Annotated in this window: 19 protein-coding genes; 11 read left to right on the forward strand and 8 right to left on the reverse strand. The window is 63.7% G+C overall.

Annotation, left to right across the window (positions count from 1 at the left end; all coding sequences use genetic code 11):
• The first annotated feature begins 127 nt into the window (after positions 1–127).
• The 9 genes from KJB29_RS16705 to KJB29_RS16745 all read left to right on the forward strand — a co-directional run bounded on the left by KJB29_RS16705 (position 128) and on the right by KJB29_RS16745 (position 10,115).
• Complete coding sequence (locus KJB29_RS16705; protein ID WP_215735480.1) at positions 128–352, forward strand: hypothetical protein; 225 nt, start codon at positions 128–130, stop codon at positions 350–352.
• Positions 353–428: 76 nt separating this feature from the next.
• Positions 429–1,415 (forward strand): alpha-ketoacid dehydrogenase subunit beta, encoded by a 987-nt coding sequence (locus KJB29_RS16710; protein ID WP_215735481.1) that lies wholly within the window; start codon positions 429–431, stop codon positions 1,413–1,415.
• Positions 1,416–1,438: 23 nt separating this feature from the next.
• Positions 1,439–2,734, forward strand: a complete 1,296-nt coding sequence (locus KJB29_RS16715) for a dihydrolipoamide acetyltransferase family protein (RefSeq protein WP_215735482.1) — start codon at positions 1,439–1,441, stop codon at positions 2,732–2,734.
• A 46-nt stretch (positions 2,735–2,780) separates the two neighbouring features.
• Positions 2,781–3,506 carry a cobalamin B12-binding domain-containing protein gene (locus tag KJB29_RS16720; RefSeq protein ID WP_246561816.1) on the forward strand — a complete coding sequence of 242 codons (726 nt, stop codon included), beginning with the start codon at positions 2,781–2,783 and terminating at the stop codon, positions 3,504–3,506.
• The gene (locus KJB29_RS16725; RefSeq protein WP_215735483.1) at positions 3,503–4,525 is read left to right on the forward strand and encodes a uroporphyrinogen decarboxylase family protein; all 1,023 of its coding nucleotides are present in this window, start codon (positions 3,503–3,505) and stop codon (positions 4,523–4,525) included. Before KJB29_RS16720 ends, KJB29_RS16725 begins: the two co-directional genes overlap by 4 nt.
• Complete coding sequence (locus KJB29_RS16730; protein WP_343213576.1) at positions 4,522–5,118, forward strand: DUF1638 domain-containing protein; 597 nt, start codon at positions 4,522–4,524, stop codon at positions 5,116–5,118. Before KJB29_RS16725 ends, KJB29_RS16730 begins: the two co-directional genes overlap by 4 nt.
• Positions 5,111–6,961, forward strand: coding sequence for a GAF domain-containing protein (locus KJB29_RS16735; protein WP_215735484.1), 1,851 nt, complete (start codon positions 5,111–5,113; stop codon positions 6,959–6,961). Before KJB29_RS16730 ends, KJB29_RS16735 begins: the two co-directional genes overlap by 8 nt.
• Positions 6,958–7,599 (forward strand): lipoyl(octanoyl) transferase LipB, encoded by a 642-nt coding sequence (gene lipB / locus KJB29_RS16740; RefSeq protein ID WP_215735485.1) that lies wholly within the window; start codon positions 6,958–6,960, stop codon positions 7,597–7,599. Before KJB29_RS16735 ends, lipB begins: the two co-directional genes overlap by 4 nt.
• Positions 7,600–7,664: 65 nt before the next feature.
• Positions 7,665–10,115, forward strand: a complete 2,451-nt coding sequence (locus KJB29_RS16745; protein ID WP_215735486.1) for a Lon protease family protein — start codon at positions 7,665–7,667, stop codon at positions 10,113–10,115.
• A 74-nt stretch (positions 10,116–10,189) separates the two neighbouring features.
• Here KJB29_RS16745 and KJB29_RS16750 read toward each other — a convergent pair whose 3' ends face one another.
• From KJB29_RS16750 to KJB29_RS16775, 6 genes are all read right to left on the reverse strand, one after another.
• Entirely contained in the window at positions 10,190–11,656 is a 1,467-nt protein-coding gene (locus tag KJB29_RS16750) for a S8 family serine peptidase (protein WP_215735487.1), read from the reverse strand.
• The gene (locus KJB29_RS16755; RefSeq protein ID WP_215735488.1) at positions 11,653–13,566 is read right to left on the reverse strand and encodes a RiPP maturation radical SAM C-methyltransferase; all 1,914 of its coding nucleotides are present in this window, start codon (positions 13,564–13,566) and stop codon (positions 11,653–11,655) included. Before KJB29_RS16755 ends, KJB29_RS16750 begins: the two co-directional genes overlap by 4 nt.
• Before the next feature lie 10 nt (positions 13,567–13,576).
• Complete coding sequence (locus KJB29_RS16760) at positions 13,577–15,418, reverse strand: RiPP maturation radical SAM C-methyltransferase (protein WP_215735489.1); 1,842 nt, start codon at positions 15,416–15,418, stop codon at positions 13,577–13,579.
• A 75-nt stretch (positions 15,419–15,493) separates the two neighbouring features.
• Complete coding sequence (locus KJB29_RS16765; RefSeq protein ID WP_215735490.1) at positions 15,494–16,909, reverse strand: hypothetical protein; 1,416 nt, start codon at positions 16,907–16,909, stop codon at positions 15,494–15,496.
• Positions 16,910–17,022: 113 nt separating this feature from the next.
• Positions 17,023–17,541 (reverse strand): hypothetical protein, encoded by a 519-nt coding sequence (locus tag KJB29_RS16770; RefSeq protein ID WP_215735491.1) that lies wholly within the window; start codon positions 17,539–17,541, stop codon positions 17,023–17,025.
• A gap of 7 nt (positions 17,542–17,548) precedes the next feature.
• Positions 17,549–19,645, reverse strand: a complete 2,097-nt coding sequence (locus KJB29_RS16775) for a hypothetical protein (RefSeq protein ID WP_215735492.1) — start codon at positions 19,643–19,645, stop codon at positions 17,549–17,551.
• 483 nt (positions 19,646–20,128) lie between these two features.
• Here KJB29_RS16775 and KJB29_RS16780 point away from each other — a divergent pair, with 483 nt between their 5' ends.
• Both KJB29_RS16780 and KJB29_RS16785 read left to right on the forward strand, forming a co-directional pair.
• Complete coding sequence (locus KJB29_RS16780; RefSeq protein WP_215735493.1) at positions 20,129–20,704, forward strand: ComEA family DNA-binding protein; 576 nt, start codon at positions 20,129–20,131, stop codon at positions 20,702–20,704.
• 48 nt (positions 20,705–20,752) lie between these two features.
• Complete coding sequence (locus tag KJB29_RS16785) at positions 20,753–21,160, forward strand: YidB family protein (protein WP_215735494.1); 408 nt, start codon at positions 20,753–20,755, stop codon at positions 21,158–21,160.
• Between the two features lie 82 nt (positions 21,161–21,242).
• On the opposite strand, the gene KJB29_RS16790 is transcribed toward KJB29_RS16785, so the two are convergent.
• Together KJB29_RS16790 and KJB29_RS16795 are read right to left on the reverse strand one after the other, a co-directional pair.
• Positions 21,243–22,301, reverse strand: coding sequence for an Ig-like domain-containing domain (locus tag KJB29_RS16790; RefSeq protein WP_215735495.1), 1,059 nt, complete (start codon positions 22,299–22,301; stop codon positions 21,243–21,245).
• Positions 22,302–22,502: 201 nt separating this feature from the next.
• Positions 22,503–22,985 (reverse strand): hypothetical protein, encoded by a 483-nt coding sequence (locus tag KJB29_RS16795; RefSeq protein WP_215735496.1) that lies wholly within the window; start codon positions 22,983–22,985, stop codon positions 22,503–22,505.
• Positions 22,986–23,139 lie beyond the last annotated feature (154 nt).

Here is a 23,139-nt window from a genome sequence, read left to right on the forward strand (position 1 = left end):
GCCTACTTCCTTCTGAAAGTCCACCAGCACTGCGGACTCCTCAACCAAAGGCGCTTCAACTAAAAAACGAAAGACTCCAAAAAACAAATATGTCCTCGATGAGGAAAGAAGGTTCCAAAGGCAGTTGGTGGCAGCTTGGGCGGCGATAATTGTCGCTCTTCTTACTGGTTTATATGGCGTTTACAACAATAGCCAAAATAGCAAAACCCAGGAGTTACAACTCAAAACGCAAATTGAGGAAAACAGGAAAATTGCAGATTCTATCATCAAGAAAATAGATGCAATGGAAGCGTCTAAGATTGATTATCGACCGGTTTTCAAAGAGATATCTAAAGAGCTGCAACGGAAATGAAACGTTCAACCAGCGCCAAGACCGGCCCAAAAGCAGGCCGGTCAGGCTTTTGGCGTTACAGTAACGGAGGTTTCCTATGCCTGAAATGACCTACCGCGATGCCCTGAACATGGCCCTGAAGGAAGAGATGCGGCGCGACCCGTCCGTGGTTGCCTGGGGTGAGGACGTGGCCCTGTACGAGGGCTCCTTCAAGGTGACCAGGGGGCTTCTGGCCGAGTTCGGCGAGGAGCGGGTGAAGGATACCCCCATCTCCGAGAACACCATCATCGGCGTCTCCATCGGCGCGGCCATGGGTGGCTTGAGGCCCGTGGCGGAGCTGATGACGGTGAACTTTGCCCTCCTGGCCATGGACCAGATCGTGAACCACATGGCAAAGATCCGCTCCATGTTCGGGGGGCAGACCCGCCTCCCCATGGTGGTCCGTGCCCCCGGGGGCGGGGGGAGCCAGCTGGGGGCCCAGCACTCCCAGAGCCTGGAGACCTACTTCATGCACTGCCCCGGCATCCACGTTGCGGTGCCGGCCACGCCTGCCGACGCCCGGGGGCTTCTGAAGGCCTCCATCCGCGACAACAACCCGGTGATGTTCCTGGAGCACGAGCTCCTCTACAACAGCAAGGGGGAGGTGCCCGACGACCCGGAGTTCCTGGTCCCCCTGGGGAAGGCCGAGGTGAAGCGGGAGGGGAAGGATGCCACCATCGTCGCCTATTCGCGCATGACCATCCTGGCGCTGCAGGCGGCGGCGGAACTGGAGAAGGAGGGTATCTCCTGCGAGGTGGTGGACCTGCGGACCCTCTCGCCCCTGGACACGGAGACCTTCGTCGCCTCCGTGAAAAAGACCGGCCGGGCAGTGGTGGTGGAGGAGTGCTGGCGCGCCGCCGGCCTGGGGGGGCACCTGGCCTCCATAATCGCCGAGGAGTGCTTCGACCGGCTCCTGGCGCCGGTGCGGCGGGTGTCGGGGCTCGACGTCCCCATGCCTTACTCGCGCAAGATCGAGAAGCTCTGCATCCCGCAGGTTGAGACCATTGCCGCGGCTGTGCGGGATGTCCTGAGTCAGAAATACTGATAAATAAGGATAAGGAGGCACGGATGCCAACCGATATCACCATGCCCAAACTCTCGGATACCATGACCGAAGGCCGCCTCGTTTCCTGGAAGAAGAGCGTGGGCGAGCGAGTGGAGCGGGGGGAGATCATCGCCGAGGTGGAGACCGACAAGGCCACCATGGAGCTGGAGGCGTTCGCCTCGGGAACCCTCGCCGAGCAGCGGGTGAAACCGGGGGAGCTGGTGGCCGTGGGGACGGTGATCGGCGTCATCGGCGCGGGCGGGGAGATTCCCCCAGTCGCCCCGGAGAAGCCGACGCCATCGCCGGAGGAGCCCAAGCCATCGCCGGAGGAGTCGAAGCCGTCGCCGCAGAAAGCCGAACCGCAGCCGACGCCGGAAGCAACCCCTGCCGCTCCGGCGGGTGACGTGCCGGAGCGGGTCATGGAGCTTCCCGAGGAGAAGGCGTCCGCACCGGCCCCGCCGGAAGCGGAACGCGGCGAGGGTGAGCGGGCTGCCCCCGTGGTTAGGCGGATGGCGCGGGAGCGGGGGATCGACCTGAGCCTCGTGACCGGCAGCGGCCCCGAGGGGAGGATTCTCCAGGAGGATCTGGAGCGGTACCTGACGGAGAAACCGAAACCGGAGAGTGCTGTCGCCGCCGGCGAGGGGAGCGAGGGCGAACCCCTGTCGCGGATGCGGGGCGCCATTGCCCGCGTCACCAGCCAGGCGTGGCAGACCATCCCCCACTTCTACGAGACGGTGGAGATCGCCATGGAGGAGGGGGTTGAGATCGTCCGGGAGCTGAAGGGGAGCGGGAACGAGGTCACCTTTAACGATCTCGTGGTCAAGGCGGCGGCCATGGCCCTGGCAAAGTATCCGAGGCTGAACGCATCCTTCGCCGGCGACCGGATCGTCACCCACGGCGAGGTGAACATCGGGATCGCCGTGGCGGTGGACGACGGCCTCCTGGTGCCGGTGGTGAAGGGGTGCCAGGGGCTCGCCCTGAAGGAGATTGCCCTGGAAACGGTACGCCTCGCGGACCGGGCCCGCAGCGGCAGGATCAGCCAGGAGGAGATATCCGGCGGCACGTTCAGCATCTCGAACCTGGGGATGTTCGGCATCGATGAGTTCGCAGCGGTGATCTTCCCGCCCCAGGCGGCAATCCTGGCCGTGGGGAACGTGGCTGACCGCCCGGTGGTCCGGGACGGCCGGGTGGTGGCGGCGAAGACCATGCGGGTGACCCTCTCCTGTGACCACCGGATCGTTGACGGCGCCTATGTGGCCCAGTTCCTCGGGGAGTTCCGGCGCATCGTTGAAAAACCTGTCCTGATGTTGTTGCAATAATTGCAACTTTGTGGCATTTAGTTCACATCGCTTAGTGTAGTCCACGATGAACGGGGTGAACATGGCGGCGCCGATGCCTGATATGACCAGAGAGGGGACGACGCTTCAGAAGCTTGTTGCTGAAGTGTTGCGGTGTATCAACGATGCCGACCGGGACGGGGCAAGCCGGCTCGTGGACCAGTGGGCGGCAGTTCACGGCTATGGGGACGCCATTGCGGAGATCCTTGAGCCGGTTCTTCGGGCGGTGGGCGACCGGTGGGAGCGGGAGGCTATCTCCCTGGCCCAAAGCTTTGTGGCCGGGAAGGTGGCCGAGGATATCCTGAACAAGGCCCTGGCCGCCGCCCCGAAGGGGGTGTTCGGCGAGGTCAAGGGGCCGGTGGTGATCGGCAACATCGAGGACGATTATCATTCCCTTGGCCGCGGCATGGTCGGCACCTTCCTCCGGGCCGCCGGTTGGGCCGTGATCGACATGGGAAACGACGTGAGCCCTGCCGAATTCGTCGACCGGGCCGTGGAAGCGGGCGCGCGGGTTATCGGGGTCTCGGCCATGATGTTCGTCACTGCCCGGGGAATCCGCGGGGTGCGCGACGAGCTCGACCGGCGGGGACTCTCCGGCAAGATCATGCTTGCGGTGGGGGGGGCCGTTTTCAAGGTCCGTCCCGAGCTGGTGGCGGAGGTGGGGGGCGATGGCACGGCCGGCAGCGCCATGGATGCGCCTGTTCTCTTCAAATCCCTCTGGGAACGCTCGCTGGACGCCGGGGGAGAGCAATGACCGCCGCCGAGAGGATCATGGCCGTCTTCACCGGGGAAAAGCCTGATCGGCCTCCCTTTGCCCTGACCCTGAGTCTCTACGGCGCCCGGCTGATCAACGCCCCCCTGGCCCGCTACTATGCCGATCCGGCCCTCTACGCCCAAGGGCAGGTGCGGGTTGCCGAGCTCGTTTCCCCCGACGTCATCTTTGGCCCTTTTGCCCTGGCCCTGGAGGCGGAGGCATACGGCGCCGAACTCCTCTACCATTCCGACGGCCCCCCCATGGTCCGCCGGCATCCTTTCCGTTCCCCCCGCGACGCCGCATCCCTGTCGCCTCCCGCCATTGATACCTGCCCCGGCCTTGCCTATCTCCGTGGGAGCGTCCGGCGGCTGGCGGACCATTTTTGCGGGAGCGTTCCCCTGGCCGGGGTCCTCACCGCGCCGGTGGATCTGCCGGCCATGCTCATGGGGCTCGACGGATGGCTTGAAACCCTCCTCTTCGAGCCGGCGCTGGCGGAAACAGTGCTGGCGGCCGCCACGGAGCACTTTGCGGCCATGGTCGGGGCCCTGGCCGCGGCAGGTGCCGCCTGCATCGCCATCCCCCTCATGCTGGCAAATCCGACGCTCGTTACTCCCGCGGTCATTTCCCGCTCCATCGTCCCGCCGCTGGCACGGGCCTTCGCCCGAACCCCCATCCCCATCATCCTTCATCACGGGGGCAACCCGGCCATGCCGTTCTTGCCGCTTATGAAGGCCCTTCCCAATGTGGCGGGGTTCGTCATCGGCCCCGGCGACAGCTTCGCCGAGGCCCGCTCCATCGTGGGAGAGGAGAAGCTGCTCCTCGGCAACCTGAACGGGCCGGTCCTGAACCGGCTTACCCCGGAACAGGCAGGGGCGAGGGCCGCCGCGATCCTTGCCGACCGCCGGGATGACCCCCACTTTGTCCTGGCGTCGTCATCCGCGGACGTTCCCCTCGACACGCCGCTGGAAACGCTTCTTGCCGTGCGGGCCGCGGTCGAGGGCCACGGAGGCGGGCGGTGAGGGGCGAAGCCATGCCGGCCGATGTGCTGGTCGTCAGCTGCGGAATCTTCCGTGACGAGCTGGCGGCCCTCGGGCGGGCGGGGAAATTCCCCTGGCCCGTGAGGTTTCTGGATTCCATGCTCCACATGGAGCCGGAACGTCTGGAGCAGGCCCTGACGGCCCTTGTCCAATCCCTCGCCGGGCAGCGCATCGTGCTGCTCTTCGGCGACTGCCAGGCCCGGATGGATCTGCTTACGTCCCGCGAGGGGGTCTGCCGGGTGAAGGGGCACAACTGCTGCGAGCTGGTGCTGGGGAGGGAGGAATACCGGCGGTTGCGGAAAGAAGGGGCCTTTTTCCTGCTTCCCGAATGGACCGCGCGCTGGCGGGAAGTGTTCCGGGAGCGGCTTGGTTTCGTTACCCCGGAAAGCGCGCGGCTCTTCATGCAGGAGATGCACCGGCGCATCATCTATCTCGATACGGGAGTGGTGCCGGTGCCGACGGAAACCCTTGCGGAGATAGGGTGTTACGTCGGATTGCCGGTGGAGGTTAAGGCGGTTGCGCCCGATCGCCTGGCCGATGCCGTCAGGAAGGCGCTGGAGGGTTTCAATGAGTGACGACTCCTATCACAAGTCGTTGAATTTCCTCTTTGTGGAGTTGCTGGAGAATATCCTGCGGCTGGCGGAGAACCCGGGGGAGTGCGGCAGCTACATCACGGCGCAGATCCGCGAGCTGATCGGGGTGCGGATTGTGGCGCTGATGCAGTGCGTCCCGTCTTCCGCGCGGCCGGTGTATGAACTGGTGAGTGTCTGCCCCGGCCGGGCGCAAGGGGGGGAGCGCCCGGAATCCTTGCGGCGTCTTGCCGCACGAAGCCATGCCGTTCATGGGCCCGTTGTCTGGTCGTCCGGGGAGAGCCCGCCGGAGGCGAAGGAGCTTCTCGCCCCGGCGGAAGAATCCGACAGCCTGGTCTTCCCCCTCGATGCCGGCGGTGAAAGGGTCGGCGTCCTCATGCTGCTGGGGGTCATGGAGAGCACCGGCTTCGACACCATCTACGCCTCCCTGGCACGGCTTTCGGGCGTTCTGGCCCTCGTGCTCCGCAACAGTCTCCTCTACAAGGACCTGGAGCGGAAAGTGGCGGAGCGGACCGAGAAGCTGCTGTGGCAGGCGCGGGTGGACGCCGCCCTGGCCGAACTCTATCCCCCCCTCATCTCCACCTATGCCACGTTCAGGGACATAGCGCTCATCGTCCTGGAAAAGGCCAAGGAGTTGACCGGGAGCGACCACGGTTACGTGGGAATCGTCGAGTCGGAAACCGGCGTCATGCACTTGAATCTCACCACCGACATGATGGAGAGGAGTGACTATTTTGCCTCCTCGGGAGGGAAACTGTCGTTCATGCCCGATGCAACCGGGCACTATGGGGGATTGTGGGGGCACTCCCTCAACACGCGCAAACCGTTTTACACCAACGATCCGTCCTGCCATGGCGCCGCATCGGGGGTGCCGCAGGGGCATCTCACCGTTCATCGGTTCCTGTCGGTGCCGGTGGTATTCGGCCACGCCCTCGTCGCCCAGATTTCCCTCGCCAATCCGCCGCGCGATTACACGGACACGGACCTCGGCGCCATCTGCCGGATGTCGGAGTTTTTGGCCCTTGCCATCCAGCGGTTGCGGAGCGAGGAGGAGATCCGCCGGCTCAACACCGAACTGGAGCGGCGGGTCCATGAGCGGACGGCCCAGTTGGAGGCCAGCAACCGGGAACTGGAGAGTTTCTGCTATTCGGTATCCCATGACCTGCGGGCTCCGTTGCGTCATATCGAGGGATACAGCGCCATGCTAGTGGAAGATTACTGCCGGGAGATCAACGACGAGGCCCACGGTTACCTTGAGCGGATCAGAGGTGCTACCGCCAAGATGGAGCAGCTGATAGACGCGCTGCTGAACTTGTCGCGGCTGTCGCGGGAGCCCCTGAGGTGTGTTTCCCTCGACCTGTCGCAGATGGTACGCAAGGTGGCCGAGGATCTCGCACTGTCCGAACCTGCCCGCAGCGTGGCCTTCAGGATCGCCGAAGGGGTTCGGGTGCATGCCGATCCCGTGCTGATGGGGGTGGTCATGACCAACCTCCTTCACAATTCCTGGAAGTACACCGCCAACAAGGAGGATGCGCGGATCGAGTTCGGCACCGCCGAGGCAAACGGCGAGACGGTGTATTTCATCCGCGATAACGGCGCCGGGTTCGACATGCGGTACGTGGGGAAGCTCTTTGGCGCCTTCCAGCGGCTCCACTCCGCCGAAGAGTTCGAGGGGATCGGCATCGGGCTGACAACGGTGCAACGGGTCATCCATCGCCACGGTGGCATCATCTGGGCCGAGGGAAGGCCCGGGGAAGGTGCCTGCTTCTCATTCACCCTTGGCAGCGAAACTCCCCCTGTCCCGCCGAACGTTGCCGACCCGGCATGATGATTCGTGACCTGGGGGAGTTGGAGTTCGAGGCGGCGCTGGCCATTCAGGAAAAACTGGCGGCCGGGGTGGCTGCCGGCACGGCGCCGGAGACGCTTCTCCTGGTTGAGCATCCGCCGGTCTACACTATTGGTCGGGGCGGTTGCCGGGAAAATGTGCTCGACCCCGGAATCCGGGTGGTGGAAACCAACCGTGGCGGCGACGTGACGTTCCACGGGCCGGGGCAACTGGTCGGCTACCCCATCATCGACCTGGGGCGCCGGGGCCGCGACCTTCACCGCTACCTCCGTTTCCTCGAAGAACTACTCATCACTGTGGCGGCCGAATTCGGCGTCGCCGCCCGCCGCGAACCAGGCCGCACCGGCATCTGGACCGACGGGGGGAAGCTGGCTTCCATCGGCGTCGGCGTTCGACGCTGGGTGACGATGCACGGTTTCGCCCTCAACGTCGCCAACGAATTGGCCCCCTTCCGCTCCATCAACCCTTGTGGCATTGTTGCCTGCCCCATCACCTCTCTCTCCGCCATCCTCGGTCGCCCCGTCCCCCTGGGTGACGTCCGCCGTTCGGTGGCCGGGCAGTTTCCGTTCCTCCTCGACGAGCGGCTTCCTTTCCTTGAGACGGCTGAACCGGCCCCCTGACCTTACAAATCCTGAAGGCGTGGTATACTTATTCAATTCAAATGCAATGAATAAGGAGGCCCGTCATGCCACTCCCCAGCCAGAGGAAACTTCTTCCCGAGCAGCTCCGCTGGACCTGCGATCCCGGCCAGTTCGATTTCACCACCACCGACGACCTCCCCGAGCTGGAAGGAACCCTGGGGCAGGCCCGGGCGCTCGCTTCCATCGACTTCGGCCTCGACATCCGGGAGAGCGGCTTCAACCTCTTCCTGACCGGCGAGGCCGGCACCGGTCGCACCTCCACCATCAAGAATATCCTGAAGAAGAAGGCCAAGACCGAGCCGATCCCTTCCGACTGGGTCTATGTCAACAACTTCAAGAGCCCTGACCTCCCCATTGCCCTCGCGCTGCCGGCAGGGAAGGGGACCGAGCTTTCCCTGGACATGGATGAGCTGATCACCACGGTTCGCTCCATCATCCCCAAGGCCCTGGACAGCAAGGAGTACGAGAACAACAAGGCCACCATCGTCGAGGCATACCAGGAGAAGAACAACGAGCTGTTTGGGCAGCTGGAGGCCGAGGCCCAGGAGAAAGGGTTTGCCCTGCAGCGCACCGTCTCGGGGCTCGTCATGGTTCCCCAGAAGGAGGAGCGCAACTACACCCAGGAGGAGTACGAGGCCCTTAGCGACCAGGAGAAGGGGAAGCTGGAGGAGGGGGGGCAGGAACTGACCGAGAAGCTCAACGACGTGCTTCGCCAGGTGCGCGACAACGAGAAGCAGACCAAGGAGAGCCTCGCCCAGCTGGACCGGGACCTGGGCAATGCCTCGGTGGGGCACCACATCGATCCGCTCCGGGAGAAGTACGGTGAGTCCCCCAAGGTTCTGGAGTATCTGAACACCGTTCAGGAGGACATCATCGCCAACCTGGAGGACTTCAAGCCCCAGCAGCAGGTCCAGTCCCCTATTCCGGGGCTCAAGCTCCCCCGCCAGGAGCCCTCCTTCGAGCGCTACCAGGTGAACGTCTTCGTCGATAACCATGACGCCGAAGGGGCGCCGGTGGTCTTCGAACCAAACCCCACCTACAGCAACCTCTTCGGTCGCACCGAGCACATCATGCAGATGGGGGGAACGGCTACCACCAACTTCACCATGATCAAGCCGGGGGCGCTCCACAGGGCCAATAGCGGCTACCTCATCGTCGACGCCCGCGAGGTCCTCGTCAACCCCTACTCATGGGATGCGTTGAAACGCTGCATCCGTAGTGCCGAGATCAAGTTCGAAGACCCCCTGGAGCAGTACCGCTTCATCACCATCGTCTCTATGAAGCCTGAGGCAATACCCCTCCAGGCCAAGATCATCATGATCGGCTCGCCGTGGATCTACTACCTCCTCTACCACCTGGAGCCCGACTACCGGAAGTTCTTCAAGGTGAAGGTGGATTTCGACAGCCGCATCGCCCGCACCCCGGAGGTGCTGAAGGACTATGCCCTCTTCGTTTCCACCCACTGCAAGAACGAGAAGCTCCTCCCCTTCGACCGCAGCGGCGTGGCCGGGCTCATCGAGTATTCGGCCCGGCTGGTGGAGGACCAAGAGAAGCTCTCCTCCCAGTTTATGGAGATCGCCGACCTGATCCGCGAGGCGAGCTACTGGGCCGGCAAGGCGGGGGGGCAGACGGTCACCCATGCCCACGTGGCCACGGCCATCGAGCAGAAGATCTACCGGAGCAACCGGATCGAGGAGCGGATGCAGGAGCTCTTCGACGAGGGGACCATCCTGTCGGCCGTGGACGGCGAGATCGTGGGGCAGATCAACGGCCTGGGGGTGATGCAACTGGCTGACCACACCTTCGGCCGCCCCTCCCGGGTCACGGCGCGGGTCTGGCTTGGCCGGGCCGGCATGGTCAATATCGAGCGTGAGGTGAAGCTCTCCGGCCCCATCCACGACAAGGGGGTCCTGATCCTTACCGGCTACCTGGGCGGGAAGTTTGCCCACGACAAACCCCTTTCCTTCTCCGCCTCCATCTGCTTCGAGCAGAACTACGAAGGGGTGGAGGGGGACAGCGCCTCCTCCACGGAGCTTTACGGCCTCCTCTCCGCTTTCTCCGGCGTGCCGATCCGGCAGGGGATCGCCGTCACCGGCAGCGTGAACCAGCTCGGCATGGTGCAGCCCATCGGCGGGGTCAATTTCAAGATCGAGGGGTTCTACGCCGTCTGCAAGTCCAAGGGGCTCACCGGTGAGCAGGGGGTCATCATCCCGAAGACCAACGAGCGGCACCTCATGTTGAACGACGAGGTGGTCCAGGCGGTACAGGACGGAAAGTTCCACATCTGGAGCGTGGAGACCATCGACCAGGGGATCGAGATCCTCACCGGCGTTCCGGCCGGCGAGCGGCAGGAGGACGGGACCTGGCCGGAAGGGACCATCAACGGCTTGGTGGACAAAAGGCTTCGGGATATGCTGGAAAGCCTGAAGAAGTTCGGGGCGGACAAGGAGGAGAAGAAGGAGCTTCCCGCCGCTGCGACGAACGGAGGCCAGTGACCATGAAACGGATGCTGGCGAATCTTGACAGCATGCTGCAAACGGGCCGCCCGATGATCGGACGGCCCGTTTTGTTACCTGCGCGCTTGCATTCTCGGACCAGACCCGGCCCGCCGCCGGAGCAGCGCCGCGCCCAAGGCACGGGCCGCGCTGGCCATGCCGGCACCCTGCATCCCGGTGGGGAGCCCCAGGTCCACGGCGGAGCGCTGGATCAGGTCACGGACCGCTAGGGGCTGGTTGACGTCGCCGGTCCGAATCTCCGGGTAGGCCTCCAGGATGAGCGCCGCCACCCCCGCAATGAAGGGGCAGGCCATGGAGGTGCCGTCCCACGCGGCATAGCCGTCGGGAACGGTGGAGGGAATCGCCACACCCGGCGCGCAGACGGCGATCTCCGGCCCCCAGTTGGAAAAGGAGGCGAAGAAATGCCGGCCGTCCCGGCCGTAATAGTCGCTGATCTTCAGGGCGTGGGCGCTGTCGGACGGGAAGGTCCCGATGCGGCCTATGGCCGAAACGGCAATCACCTCCGGAAAGGCAGCCGGGTAGCCGACGGCGCCGCCGTCGTTACCCGCCGCCGCCACGCAGGTGATTCCCCGGCCGTGGGCCTCGGCCAGGACCAGGGCCACCTGCTCCGACGGCCAGGGACTTCCCAGGCTCATGCTGATGACGTCGATGTAGTTGTCGATGCACCAGTTGACCGCCTCCAGGAGGTCGCTGAACCTGCCACTGGGGAAGACCTTGAGGGAATAGACCTCCGCCCCCGGCGCCACTCCCCGTATTCCCACCCGGTTGTCGGCCCTGGCCGCCATGATGCCGGCGCAGTGGGTGCCGTGCCCCTTTTCGTCCACATTCCAGGCGGCCGGGTCCTGGCCGTCAAGGGTGTTGAAGCCGCCGCCGGCTGTCAGGTCTTCGTGGTCGGCGATCCCCGAATCGATCACCGCGATCTTGACCCCCTTGCCGGTGAACGCCTTGCTGATCCGGTCCACCCCCAGGGCCCCATGCCCCCAGGTGAAGCCCCCCCGGACCGGGAGTTTCTTCAGGGTCACCGTCAGCTCCTCCTTTGCCGAAACCGTGACCGACGGCACCAGGCGGGACCAGAACCCCTGCGAGGGCGAGGCGATGACGTAGGGGAGAAACCGCTCGTGGACGATCACCTTTGCCACCCCTTTGGCGTCGGTTTTTCCCCGGTAGCTCACCTCCTTGCCGGCGGCGATGACGGTGGCCTCGGCCACCGGCGTTCCGGCCTCGTCGGTCACCTTCACCCGCATGGTGACGGCGGGGCCCTTGGGGATGGCCGGCGGGAGGCCCGGCATGGGGTGGTAGAGCTCCAGTTCCCGGTCCTCCTCCACGATGAGGTCGGGGCGCCGTGAGGCGAGCTTCTCCGCCTCCTCGCGGGTCATCTCCAGCACCCGCTGCCCCCCCTTCAAGGCCCGGAGCGGCTTGGCCCCCGCCGCCGCGGCCAGGCTCTCCAGGGCGGTTTCAACCTCCCGCGGCACAACGGCGCCGCTGCGGCAACCCACCAGGTATCGTCTCTTCTCGGTCATGAAATGCTCCTTGAGTGTGAAGTTATTTTCTTCCTGTCTTGCACCGGCACCGCCAGGCTCAGGTACCGCTCCTCCTCGGCCGCCATGAAACCCAGGGCCACCATGTCGTCGAGGAACTCCCGCACGTCCCGTTCGCGGATGGCAACGGAGGGGAAGCGCTCACGCATCATTGCCACAAGATCGGTCACGGGGCGGATAACGCTGCAGGCCGCGTAAAGCTCCCGCTGGGGCCCTGTCAGCGTCACCTGCCGGTGCATGGCGCCGGGACGGCCGTCGGTGATACGCAGGGTGTCGGTGCTGGGCGCTTCGGCCGAGAGAACCGCACCGGCGGCGTGGGCTTCCTGCCAGTGGGTCACCGCGGCGGAAAAGGGCTTCTCCATGTCCGGTGGCGCCACGTCGGGCCGGTAGTCGAAGTCGAAGAAGTAGGCGATGTTGGCCAGGGCGCCATCGTCCACCGGGTAGAGGTGGCGGTAGAAGGGCTTCGGGCGGACGTTGAGGATGCCGTGGCGCTCCGCCTCGTCGAAATAGGGGCTGAAACGCTGGAGACAGAAGCGCGAAAAGCCGCTGGGGGGCGGCAGGTGATGCACCCGCTCCATGAGGGAGATCATCTGCCGGTAGTCCTCTTCCTGCTCTCCCGGGAAGCCGGTGAGAAAGTTCCAGATGGGATGGACGCCGAATTCGGCGCAATCCCTCAGTAGCTGGATGTTGCGGAGCGCCGTCACCCCCTTGCGCATCAGCTTCAGCACATGGGTGGAGAGGCTTTCGATGCCGGGCTGGATCCAGAGGACCCCGGCCCGGTGCAGCTCCCGCACCTGTTCCCGGGAGAGGTTGGCCTTGGTCTCGTAGAAGATACCCACTGGCAGGGCCATCTCCCGCAGTTTCGGCAGGAGCCCCTCGAAGTAGTCCATGGCGAAGATGCTGTCCACCATGGTCACCTGGCCGATGCCGTGGGGCTTCATGTATCGCCCGTGGAGGTCCCGCAGTTCCGCCGCCGTCCGGTCGGGGCTTTTGCGGCGGAAATGGATTGTCTCGGCGTTCAGGCCGCAGAAGGTGCACTTGGACTTTTCGCCCCACCAGCACCCCCGGGAGCTCTCCATGGGGATGCCGCCCCCCTGGTTGGCGAGGGCTGGCAACCGCCACTGGCGGAGCTGGGCGAACCAGTCGTCGTAGTCGGGAGGGGGAATGGTGTCCAGATCCTCCGCCAGCCGCGGCGGGCCGGTGGCTACCGACTGGTCTCCGTCCCGCCAGACAATCCCCGGTATGTCACCCACTTGCGCCCCCGCGAAAATCCGGCGTACCAGGAGCGGGAAGCTCAGGTCGGCTTCGCCGGAGCAGACGTAATCGATCCACGGGAACTGCCGGTGGAGCTCCACCCCCATGGCGCCGTCGCAGTTGGCCCCGCCGAAGATGACGGCGATATCCGGGTAGTGTTCCTTCACCCGCAGGGCTAGGGCCAGGGACGCCAGGTTCTGCTCGAAGACGCTGGTGAAGGCGACTATCCGGTACTCTTTCCACGGGATGTCGGCGAGACAGGCATCCAGGAACGGGACGGCCAGTTCCCGGACGGCCCGGAACCGCTCCGCCGAGTACCCCGGCTCCTGCCGGAACCGCCCCGCCGCCAGCAGCTCATCGTCGACGCCGGGAAGGAGCCGGCCGAAGAGGGGGCGGGCGAAGCACCACTCGCCAATGAGGGTGTCGCCGTCGTCCCCCAGGTAGTCGCAGATCTTCTCGTAGGTTTCGATCCCCGCCAGGGCGGCGAAACGGAGGTTCAGGTAGCGGATGTCGCACCCGATCCCCTCGCGGCCGAGGATCGACTTCAAGGTGCTGATCCCCGGCGCGGGCCGCTTCACGGAGTAGAAGGGCATGGCGATCAGGAGCACCTTCCCGGGCGGCGCGGTGGCCTCGGTCATGGCAGTCACCTCAGGAGGCCGGGATCGCCAGGCTCAGGTAGCGGGAGTTCTCGCTGACCATGTAGTCCAGCGCCACCATCTCCTCCAGGAAGTCCCGCACGTCCCGCTCCCGCACGGGCGAACGGCTGAAGGTCTCCCGGGTGAAGCCGTAGATGGACGAGAAGTCCCGGGCGCTGCCGCAGAACTCGTAGATCGCCTTGTGGGAGCCCTCAAGGTGCATCAGCAGCTGGCGCGCGGTAGAGCGGGTGTCGCGGATCACCAGGTCAGCCGTCGACTCGGCCCTGCTCTCCAGGTTCTCGCCCCGCTCGGCGCACTGGCGCCAGAACTCCACCGCCTGCTCCAGCTCCTTGTCCCAGCCCGGGGGCGGGGCAACCTTCTCGTCGAACTGGAAGTCGAAGAAGTAGGCCAGGTTGGCGATGCTCTCCTCCCCGAAGGGGTAGATGAACCGGTACGACTCCTCCGGCGTGATGCTGGCGATACCGAAATCCTTGGGGTTGTTGAAGTAGGGGCTGAAGCGCTGCATGCAGAGGGGGATGAACCCCTCCGGCGGCGCCAGGTGGGTGATCTTGTAGATCAGGTCGATCATCTGCCGGTAGTCCTCGGGCTGCTCGCCGGGGGAGCGGTAGATGATGTTCCAGGTGGGGTAGACGCCGAACTGCTTGGAGTGCTTCAGGAGCTGCACGTTCTGGAGCGCCGTCACCCCCTTCTCCATCAGCTTCAGGATGCGGGTGTTGAGGCTCTCGATGCCGGGCTGGATCCAGGCGATGTTGGCCTCAGCCAGCATCCGCACCTGCTCCTCGTTCAGGTTCGCCTTCACCTCGTAGAAGAGCTTCACCGGCAGCTGGAGCTGTTTCAGCTCCGGCAGGAGATCCTTGAAGAAGTCCATGGAGAGGACGTTGTCCACCATGGAGATCAGCTTGAGATTGTGGGGCACCGCGTAGGTGTCGATCAGGTGGAGGAGCTCGTCCACGATCCGCTCCTTCGACTTGCAGCGGTAGCGGATCGCCTTGCCGTTCAGCCCGCAGAATTTGCACTGGGACTTGGCCCCCCACCAGCAGCCCCGGGACGACTCCATGTGGATCTCATAGCAGGCCTCCGGCGGCAGGGCCGACTGGTCCATCTGCCGGAAGTAGTCGCTGTAGTCGGGGACCGGTACGGTGTCAAGGTTCTCCACCACCCGGGCGCCGTGGGCCATGACCGACTCGCCTCCGTGGCGGGTCACCACGCCGGGAATCGAATCCACCGGTTCTCCCTTTGCCAGCCGCTTCACCAGCTCCGGAAAGGTCTCGTCGGCCTCGCCGGAGCAGACGTAGTCGATCTCCGGGAAGCGGCGGTGGAGCTCCACCCCCATTTCCCGTTCGCAGTTGGCCCCCCCGAGGATGATGGTCTTCTCCGGGTACCGCTTCTTGATGGCCCGTGCCAGGGTGAGGGAGGAGAGGTTCTGCTCGAACATGCTGGTGAAGCCGATGATGTCGTAGTCATCCCAGGCCACTTCCGCCAGGCAGCGGTCGATGAATGGCCCGATCTGCGCGCCCACCGCGAAGAGCCGGTCGAAGGAGGCATCCACCGGCCCCTTGTAGACCTTCTGCAGGTAGCGGCGGTACTCCTCGTCAGGGGGGAGGATGCTGCCGAAGTATTCCTTGGCGAAGAGCCGCTCGCCGAAGATGTAACGGGGGTAGATGGCGATGTCCTCGTAGGTTTCCAAGCCGATCATCTGGGCGAAGAGGATGTTGAAGTACCGGATGTGGCAGGGGATCCCCTCGGCTTCGAGCCGCGGTTTCAGGAGGCTCACGCCGATGGCGGGCCACTTGGTGGAGGCGAAGGGCATGGAAATGAGCAGTACGTTCTTCATGGGTTCTCCGTAGGCTAGGGGTGGGAGGGGGTGGAATCCCCCCTCCCGTTGTCGGTTACCGTTGGCTGTGTGGTTTTACCAGAATATCGGCCGTGTCAGCGGCCGCGTCCACGGAAACACCCCTGGCCTGATGATGGGGTACACCGCTGTCATGCCTCCCTGCGGAGTCACCGGCGTAAAGGGGCGGTCCATGGGGCGGGTCAAGGGCCTCTCGATGGGACGGGTTATTGGTCGTTCGATGGGACGGGTTATGGGGCGCTCGATCGGTCTGGTGATGGGGCGCTGAACAGGCCTGGTGATGGGCCGTTCGATGGGGCGGGTTATCGGCCGTTCAATGGGACGGGTCACCGGACGGTCAATAGGTCTGGTAATGGGCCTGGTAATCGGCCGTTCGATGGGCCGAGTCACCGGGCGGTCAATGGGCCGTGTTATGGGGCGCTCGACGGGCCTGGTGATGGGACGCTCGATGGGTCTGGTGATCGGCCTTGGGAGGGGGAGTGCCGCTGCGTATCCCCCTTGAGGAGTGGGTTGGGTAAAAGGCCGGTCCATGGGGCGGGTCAAGGGCCTCTCGATGGGACGGGTTATCGGCCGTTCGATGGGGCGCGTTATGGGGCGCTCGATCGGCCTGGTGATGGGGCGCTGGACAGGCCGCGTTATGGGCCGCTCAATGGGTCGCGTAATCGGCCGTTCAATGGGCCTGGTGATGGGCCGCTCGATGGGCCGGGTTACCGGACGGTCAATGGGTCTGGTAATCGGTCTCTCGATGGGCCTGGTGATAGGCCGCTCAATGGGACGGGTGATTGGTCGTTCGATGGGCCTGGTGATCGGCCTGAGGATCGGAGAGGGAGGCGTTGGGAGCCCTGCCGCTTCCGTGCCGTACCCGCTTTCATAACCGCCGTAGCCGCCCAGTGACGCCTCGTAGTCGGCCATCCCCTGGTAGTAGGCATCGGCGTAGGGGTCTGATGTCTCCTCGTACCCGCCGTAACCGCTGAGCGCTGCCTCGTAGTCGGCCATCCCCTGATAGTAGGCATCGGCATAGGGATCTGATGTCTCCTCGTACCCGCCGTAACCGCCGAGCGCCGCCTCGTAGTCGGCCATCCCCTGGTAATAGGCCTGGGTCACCGGGTCATCCCCGCCTTCCTCCGCGCCATAGCCCAATGACGCCTCGTAGTCGGCCATCCCCTGGTAGTAGGCCTGGGTCACGGGATCGTCCCCGCCTCCCTCCGCGCCATAGCCCAATGACGCCTCATAGTCGGCCATCCCCTGGTAGTATGCCTGGGTGACCGGATCATCGCCGCCTTCCTGGGCGCTTCCGCCGCCGGACAATGATGCCTCATAGTCGGCCATCCCCTGGTAGTAGGCGTGGGTAATCGGATCATCGCCGCAACCGCAGCAGCATCCGCCGGCTGCCGCTGCCGCGTCGGCCATCCCCTGCTGATATGCCTGCTCTTCCGGTGTTGCGCCGTATCCCTGCTGTTCGTTTGGATTCATCGTTCAGGTCCTCCCTTTCATGGTGGCAATTCGCCAAGTCTCGTTATTATCAATCGGTGCGAGGTGTTCGTGTGCAGGTATCCCTCCTTTCGCACATCGTTGTAGTGGTCAGGTTACGGTAGTACCTCTATGTCCAGCGTGTTCGAGACGTACTCTCCGCGGGGGACCTCTTTGAGTAACCGTTTGATCTCGTCGTCCCGGGGGACGTTTAGCCTGCCGAGCCATTCCTCCTCGACGCCGGTGGTGTCTATGGTGAGGCTTACCCGATAGCTCCCCGGCGTCGCGGGGCGGAAGTTGAGGAAGGCTGCCAGGGGGAGAAAGGCTGCTCCGTTGGAGGTCATGCGGGGATCAAACCCCTCGCCCGGCATCAGCAAGCGCATGTCCTGGGGATGGATCTGCGCCACGGTGCCGCACCAGAAGACGCTGCCGGGTTCTTCGCCGGCGTTCGGTCCATTGATCACCGGACGGTATTTGGGGAAACGGAACCCGGCCTCGGAGCCGTCCAGAACCCCCGCCATCCGAAGCGGGCGGTCGGAGACATTTCGGACCTCCACGGAGATGGCGACCGGCTCCCCCACCCGGCAGGGGGTGGCGGGGCCGGTCAGTATGACGGCGAGGGGAGGGGCGGGCATCCGGCTCTCACTCCTCGAGGGCCGCGTCGGCTTCGGCCGTGATCTGCTGCAGCACGGCTGGCTTCAGCCCCTTCTTCGTGAAGGTGTCCACCATCCGGTCGCGGGTATCCTTCGCGTTTTTCTCCTTGCCGGCCGTTCTGTACGCCTTGATCAGCGCCCGGAACGACTGGTTGAGGGTGATGTTGTCGACCCCGACACCGGCCTCGCTGGCATCGGCCACCGCCGTCAGCAATCGGGCGCTCTGGTCCGCCTCCGGCTTGCGGACGGTGAGCTTCTTGTCAGCGGTGATGGTCTTGAAGGCCCGCCCCGCATTGATTCCCCGGACCAGCCGGGCGTAAACCGCCAGTTTGTGCTTGCCGTGCTTGTCGATCACCAGGTCGAAGGCGTCGTTTCCCGCACGGAGTTCATCGGCGTCGGAACCGAGCAGGCTCAGCAGCGTCCCCTGCTCGTTGCCGAAGAAGAGATCGGCCACTTCCTCGTCGGCGGCCGCATGGGGTGAGCGAACCCGCAGGGTCAGGGTGTCGGAGACGATCTCCGAGCCGTCGGGGGCCCGATAGGTCGCCCGCAGATGGTAGAAACCGGGCTGGTCGAAGTAAAAGCCCCCTTTGCCGAAGCCGATGTAGGCGCTTTCGTAGACGGTTGGCCTGGAGGCGTCGAGTTTCACCGGCGGCGAGAAATCGCAGTGCTCGATGAGGGGCTCGTAGGCCACCACCTGCCCATTGGGTTTGCGGATGCCGATCCGGACGTACCCCAGGCTGGGGTGGAGCTGTGCGTGGGCCATCCGGCCGCTCAGGTCCGTTGCCTTCAGCTTGATCTCCACCACCACCGGCTCGCCGAACAGGAAGCTCGCCGGCGCCTCCAGGGCCAGCTTCAGCCCCGACTGGTCCATGAGCGGCTGGGCGAAGGCCTGTTCATTCTGGAGCGCCTCCAGGGCCGAGCCGACGGTGAAGTTGTTCCCCCCCATGATGATGGCGTTGCGGTAGGCGTGGCGCAGGTGGACCACTTCGGGGTCGTCGAAGATGAAGCCGAAGGCGTTCCAGAAGGCCGGCTCGCCACCCGGCGGGTAGAGGTGGGGGTAGTTCATCCACGACAGGGCGTTGGGCCGGTTCGCCACCGCCGGCACGGCATCGGACTTGCCGAAGGAATGGAGCAGGTTGAAGGTGTGTCCCAGTTCGTGAACCGCCGCGAAGAGCTGCAGCCGCTGCTTCTGGGCCGTGGCGCCGCCAAGCCCCTTGTAGAAGGTTGCTGCACCCTGGCGCTGTTTTCCCTGTTGGTCGAACATGATTCCCAGGAGGCCGGGATTCTCGTGCTCGTAGGCGTGGAACAGCCAGGCCTTCCACTGGGGGATGTCATGCCAGAGGGAGAAGTGCTTCACCATGGAGGCGTGGAGCTCGCTGTCGCTCCATTTGAGATTTGTTCCGGCCTCGGCGGTGGGGATGGTGTCGGTGGTGCCGGCAGCGACCATCTCGACCCCGGCCTCGGCGTAGGCGCCTGCAACGGAAAGGGTCCGGGCCGCGCCGCCGGCGGGGAGCGAGCCGGTGTTGTAGGAGCTGAAGGGAGTCACACCCTGCTCGTTGTCCTGCTCCAGTTGCACGGAGCGGAAGTAGATCGACTCGAACGCGCAGACGTATGTTGCCCCTTTGGCCCCTCCCGTGCTGAAGAAGGTCAGGGTCGCGTTGGCCATGGGCTGGAAGATGGTGGTGCGGGAGATCACCACCTGCATCACCGGGTAGGATGTGCCGTAGGAGTAGCTGCCGGTGCCGGTGATGGTCACGGTGGTGGTCGAGACGCTGACCGTGGGGGAGGAGACGACGAAGCTGCCGAAGTAGCTGACCGTGGCGCCGCTCACCTGGTAGAAGTCGCCGCTCACCCGGTTCATGGGGCGGGTGCGATCCACATCCACGCGCAGTTCCAGTATCCACGGCGCTCCACTGCTCCGGTAGCGGCCGCTCACCGGCCGCTTGCGGAGGATGGGGGGAGGGATCGGGCCGGGAACCACCGGGCCCACGGGAAGCCCTCCCGGCCGCGAGGTGGGTTGGTTCCACTGCTCCATCGTTTCGGGATAACAACATGCATCGGGTGAGGCCGGGTCGTAGTTGCACATGGGCTTACCTCCTCAGGGTGCGGTTGCAGGGCGTCTAACGGGACGCCGTACCGTAAACGGAACGGAAGATTCAGGATGCAGGGGGGCGTGAGCGCAGAGGCGCCGCCAATCTTGAATCGTTAAATAACGATGAAAAATGTTGAGCGGTTCGGACTGGTAGGTACCTGTACCGGAAAAGGGAACGGGTGACGCTGAAGCCGGTGACGCCCTCCTGGCGTAACACGTACTGCGGTGCTCCTGGTCGAGGACTCCTCCTGAGCCATTAAATAGGGGTATCGCGGTGGGGACGGATCGTTTTGATCTACTCTAGCAGAGGCCGTGTTCTGCGCAAGGAGAGGGAGTAATTTTTTCGAGGGGTTGAGCGCAGGTTGTTCTCGCAATCCTTTGCTTTGCTTGACTTTTCGGCGAATGTTGATATTAATTTATTGAAATTTGGCAAGGTGAAGTTTTTTTACTACATGACAGGACATGAAAGGGGGAGGTATGCAGCAGAAGGTATCGCGTTGGATTGTTTCTCTGATGGCAGTGGTGGCGTTGGCAGTTTCGGTGCCGGCCTTGGCGGCTCCGAAGGCCAGAGATGTGAAAGCCGTGGCCACAGGTACGGTTGATCTCAATACCGCAACCCAGGCGGAGCTGGAGAAGCTGCCGGGAGTTGGCGCCGCAACGGCCAAGAAGATCATGGCCGGCCGTCCCTACGCCTCGACATCTGAGCTTTCAACAAAGGCAAAGCTGCCGGCCAAGACGGTGGAGAAGATCTCCCCACTCGTCACTGTTGGTGGTGGCGCAAAAGCGGCAAAACCGGCGATGCCGGCTGCGCCCAAGCCCACCATGACCGTGCCAGCCGCCAAGACCCCGGCGATGCCCAAGGCCGCTGCTCCCGCCAAAGTCGCTGTCCCTCCCGTCGGCAGGGGGATGGTCTGGGTGAACCCCGATTCCAAGGTCTATCACAAGGAAGGGAGCCGCTGGTATGGCAAGACCAAGAAGGGTAGCTACATGACCGAGTCCGAGGCCATCAAGGCGGGCTACCGGGCGCCAAAGCAGGGTGGCAAGGAACAATAACCCGCTCGAGGCTTTGGATTTCTCCATCACGGACAGAGGAGGATTATCATGGGACTGCTTGACGAGTTGGTTAGCAAGGCGACGGGAATGCTGGGCGGCGGTCAGGGAGAGGGACAGGAGGGGTTGCTCGGCGGTGTGATGGAGATGCTCGGCGGCCAGGGGGGACTGGGCGGCCTTGTCCAGAACTTCAAGGACAAGGGGCTCGGTGACATCATCTCCTCGTGGGTCAGTACGGGTCAGAACCTCCCCATCAACGCCGACCAGATCAAGGAAGGGCTCGGGAGCGAGACTATCCAGAACCTGGCCGCCAAAGTGGGGATCTCCCCGGACGACCTGAGCTCGAAGCTCTCCGAGCTCCTTCCCGGCGTCGTCGACAAGCTCACCCCCGACGGGCAAATCCCCGAAGGGGGGCTCCTGGAGAAGGGGTTGGAGTTCCTGAAGGGGAAGCTGGGGTAGGGTAAACATCACCGAGGTTGGAACGGAAAGGGGGGACGATGCGGCGCATCGTCCCCCCTTTTTGTGCATGGCGCACTCCGTTTCACGGAAGGGATGTCGGGGTAGCGCCTGTCGTGAATTGCCACTGGGATGTAGTGGCCATTGAGTTGCCGGCCAGGTCTGTCACCCTGATGGAGACCGTGTAGGTAGTGTTGGCTGTCAGCAGGGTCGTTGGTTTCATGGTGACGGTGTTGGTGGTGTAGTCGATGTCCACCTTCGTTGGGTAACCGTTAATGGAGCCGTAGTAGAATGGGGCTATCGGTTCATTGAACGAGACGGATATTGGCGTATTGCGGGGCACGTCGGTGGAGCCGTCCAAGGGAAATTCTGATCCGGGACTCATGATTGGTGCTTCAGTGTCCTTGGCGGGAGGTGGTCTAGTAGTGAAATTCCAGGGGGGAAGTGCTGTCATGTTGTTACCGACCAGATCTGTCGCTGTTGTAGCGATGGTGACTGTATAGGAGGTAGAATAGTCAAGGAGAGTGTCCGGTGTAAAGACCGCCGTATCACCGATGAAGCTGAAAGTTCCGGAAATTTTCTTGGTCGGGTCCGCGGTCGGGGTCAGCGAGAACGCAGCTTTTACGGAGTCGGTATTCATCGGTTCACTGAAGGTTATGGCGATGGTTGAGTTGATGCCGACGCCGGACCCGGTCGGTGCAACGGACTGGACAGTTGGCGGCGTGGTGTCCGGCCCTATGCCGGTTGTGAACGTCCAGGCATGATCGCTTCCCAGGCTGTTTCCCGCCATGTCCTTGGCAGTGGCGGCGATGGTGGCGGTATATGGTGTGTTACCGTTGAGGGCAGGGGGGGTGAACGTTGCCGTGGTGCCGTTATAGCTGAAGGTGCAAGGAATAGTGGTTGAACCTGTGGCCAATGAAAAGGCGGCTTTCACAGAGTCCTGATTCATCGGTTCGCTGAAGGTGATGATGATGGGGGAGGTGGTCCCCACGTTGGTGTCACCGTTGGCTGGCAGGGTCTGGGATATTTCGGGCCGAATGAGATCGATGGTGGTGACTCCTCCCCCACCCCCTCCGCTCCCGCATCCGACGACTAAAGCGCAAAGAACGATTGCGGCGAAAAACAGCTTAATAAACCCCTTCATCACTACTCCTCCTCCCTTGCATCTTGCGGTCTAATCTCCAATACTACCGGTTACATCGTCGATCCAACAAAGTAAGTATTGAATAATATTAATTGACATTCTTTTCCCGTCAAGGAGCTGAGGCGAAAAACAGGATCGCTGAGAAGAAAAAGGCCACCCACGTGGGCGGCCTTTTCTTCGGTTGCAGTGTAACGGAAGGGGCTATTTGACATCACTCGTCGGCTTCGGACCTTGTTTCACCCGGTTTTTCCGCTTTTCCCACCGCTCCTTGGCCTTTTTCCGCATGTCATCGGCTTTCTGGCGCTGTTCGGCGGTTAGCTGCTCACCGATTCTTGCGTGATACTTGTCGCGCATCTCCTGCATCTTTTCACGCTTCTGGACGCGGGTGAGGGTGGTGTCGTTGCGGATGGCCTGCATCTCCTGTATTTCCTCCTGGAGAATCGGCCTGATCTTCTCCTTCTGCTCGGCGCTGAGCCCGAGGTTTGCCTCCATTCGTTGGAGCATCCGTTCCGGGTCCATTTTCCGCATCTTGCCCGCGCCCCTCTTGGGCCCTGTCCCCGCTCCCGTTCCCGCACCCATGCCCGCTCCATCTCCCGGCCCGATCTGGGCCCATGCCCCCTGGTTGATTCCGGCAAGGGAGACGACGACCGCGGCAGCCGCCAGCGCAAAACTGATCCGTTTCATCTCAGTACCTCCTTTTGTTCGGTGGGTTAGCGTATAATATCAAAAACGCGCCATCGGGAATGCCGGTTGACACGGCCGTCCATCAAAATCGTGGTCCCTCTCCCGAGGGGGGTGCTATACTGCCGCCACATGCCATTTCACAAGGAGTTGTTTC

Origin of the sequence: Geobacter grbiciae (assembly GCF_018531165.1) — a bacterium.
GTDB classification, from domain to species: Bacteria; Desulfobacterota; Desulfuromonadia; order Geobacterales; family Geobacteraceae; genus Geobacter; species Geobacter metallireducens.

Coding starts and splice junctions, on each gene's coding strand:
- KJB29_RS16780 (WP_215735493.1), top strand. CDS start 20,129: ATGCAGCAGAAGGTATCGCGTTGGATTGTTTCTCTGATGGCAGTGGTG.
- KJB29_RS16755 (WP_215735488.1), bottom strand. CDS start 13,566: ATGACCGAGGCCACCGCGCCGCCCGGGAAGGTGCTCCTGATCGCCATG.
- KJB29_RS16760 (WP_215735489.1), bottom strand. CDS start 15,418: ATGAAGAACGTACTGCTCATTTCCATGCCCTTCGCCTCCACCAAGTGG.
- KJB29_RS16745 (WP_215735486.1), top strand. CDS start 7,665: ATGCCACTCCCCAGCCAGAGGAAACTTCTTCCCGAGCAGCTCCGCTGG.
- KJB29_RS16725 (WP_215735483.1), top strand. CDS start 3,503: ATGACCGCCGCCGAGAGGATCATGGCCGTCTTCACCGGGGAAAAGCCT.
- KJB29_RS16720 (WP_246561816.1), top strand. CDS start 2,781: ATGAACGGGGTGAACATGGCGGCGCCGATGCCTGATATGACCAGAGAG.
- KJB29_RS16750 (WP_215735487.1), bottom strand. CDS start 11,656: ATGACCGAGAAGAGACGATACCTGGTGGGTTGCCGCAGCGGCGCCGTT.
- KJB29_RS16710 (WP_215735481.1), top strand. CDS start 429: ATGCCTGAAATGACCTACCGCGATGCCCTGAACATGGCCCTGAAGGAA.
- KJB29_RS16765 (WP_215735490.1), bottom strand. CDS start 16,909: ATGAATCCAAACGAACAGCAGGGATACGGCGCAACACCGGAAGAGCAG.
- KJB29_RS16770 (WP_215735491.1), bottom strand. CDS start 17,541: ATGCCCGCCCCTCCCCTCGCCGTCATACTGACCGGCCCCGCCACCCCC.
- KJB29_RS16795 (WP_215735496.1), bottom strand. CDS start 22,985: ATGAAACGGATCAGTTTTGCGCTGGCGGCTGCCGCGGTCGTCGTCTCC.
- lipB (WP_215735485.1), top strand. CDS start 6,958: ATGATGATTCGTGACCTGGGGGAGTTGGAGTTCGAGGCGGCGCTGGCC.
- KJB29_RS16735 (WP_215735484.1), top strand. CDS start 5,111: ATGAGTGACGACTCCTATCACAAGTCGTTGAATTTCCTCTTTGTGGAG.
- KJB29_RS16790 (WP_215735495.1), bottom strand. CDS start 22,301: ATGAAGGGGTTTATTAAGCTGTTTTTCGCCGCAATCGTTCTTTGCGCT.
- KJB29_RS16775 (WP_215735492.1), bottom strand. CDS start 19,645: ATGTGCAACTACGACCCGGCCTCACCCGATGCATGTTGTTATCCCGAA.
- KJB29_RS16715 (WP_215735482.1), top strand. CDS start 1,439: ATGCCAACCGATATCACCATGCCCAAACTCTCGGATACCATGACCGAA.
- KJB29_RS16785 (WP_215735494.1), top strand. CDS start 20,753: ATGGGACTGCTTGACGAGTTGGTTAGCAAGGCGACGGGAATGCTGGGC.